This is a genomic window from Phytobacter palmae (assembly GCF_039409775.1).
GTDB lineage: Bacteria > Pseudomonadota > Gammaproteobacteria > Enterobacterales > Enterobacteriaceae > Phytobacter > Phytobacter palmae.
On the sequence record NZ_JBCIVJ010000062.1, the window covers coordinates 1 to 1,053 of the forward strand.

The following is a 1,053-nucleotide window of genomic DNA, read 5'->3' on the forward strand; positions in this document are numbered from 1 at the left end:
TCCGCGTCGGCGTCTGCATCGGCATCCGCGTCGGCATCGGCATCGGCATCCGCGTCGGCATCGGCATCGGCATCGGCATCCGCATCGGAATCAGAATCTGCATCGGCATCGGCGTCTGCGTCTGCATCTGCGTCGGAATCCGCATCGGCATCGGAATCAGCATCTGCATCAGAATCCGCATCGGCGTCGGCATCCGCGTCGGCGTCTGCATCCGCATCTGCATCGGAATCCGCATCCGCATCCGCATCGGCGTCTGCGTCAGAATCTGCATCCGCGTCGGCGTCAGAATCGGCATCGGAATCAGAATCGGCATCCGCATCAGCGTCAGAATCTGCATCAGCATCCGCATCGGCGTCGGCATCGGCATCGGCGTCAGAATCTGCATCGGCGTCAGAATCTGCATCCGCATCGGCGTCGGCATCTGCATCCGCATCTGAATCAGCGTCTGCATCGGCATCGGCATCAGCGTCGGCGTCGGCGTCGGAATCAGAATCGGCATCCGCATCCGCGTCGGCATCGGCATCAGAATCCGCATCTGCATCTGCATCTGCATCTGCATCGGCATCGGCATCGGCGTCAGAATCTGCATCTGCATCTGCATCTGCATCTGCATCAGCGTCGGCATCCGCATCGGCATCGGCGTCAGCATCCGCGTCGGCGTCTGCATCGGCATCGGAATCCGCATCCGCATCCGCATCAGCGTCTGCATCAGAATCGGCATCCGCGTCTGCATCGGCATCGGCGTCAGAATCTGCATCCGCGTCAGAATCGGCATCAGAATCCGCATCCGCATCCGCGTCTGCATCTGCATCTGCATCTGCATCCGCATCCGCATCTGCATCGGAATCAGAATCTGCATCGGCATCCGCATCGGCGTCTGCATCAGAATCTGCATCGGCGTCGGAATCTGCATCGGCATCGGCGTCTGCATCCGCATCGGCATCCGCATCCGCATCTGAATCAGCATCTGCATCAGAATCTGCATCGGCGTCAGAATCTGCATCAGCATCCGCATCCGCATCGGCATCGGCATCGGCATCAGAATCGGCATCC

The 1,053-nt window shown here is 60.4% G+C and carries 1 protein-coding gene; it reads right to left on the minus strand.

Going from position 1 to position 1,053, the window contains the following annotated elements; genetic code table 11:
* Positions 1-1,053: hypothetical protein (locus tag AAIG39_RS25630; RefSeq protein ID WP_343195056.1), on the minus strand; the 1,053-nt coding region annotated here is incomplete at both ends.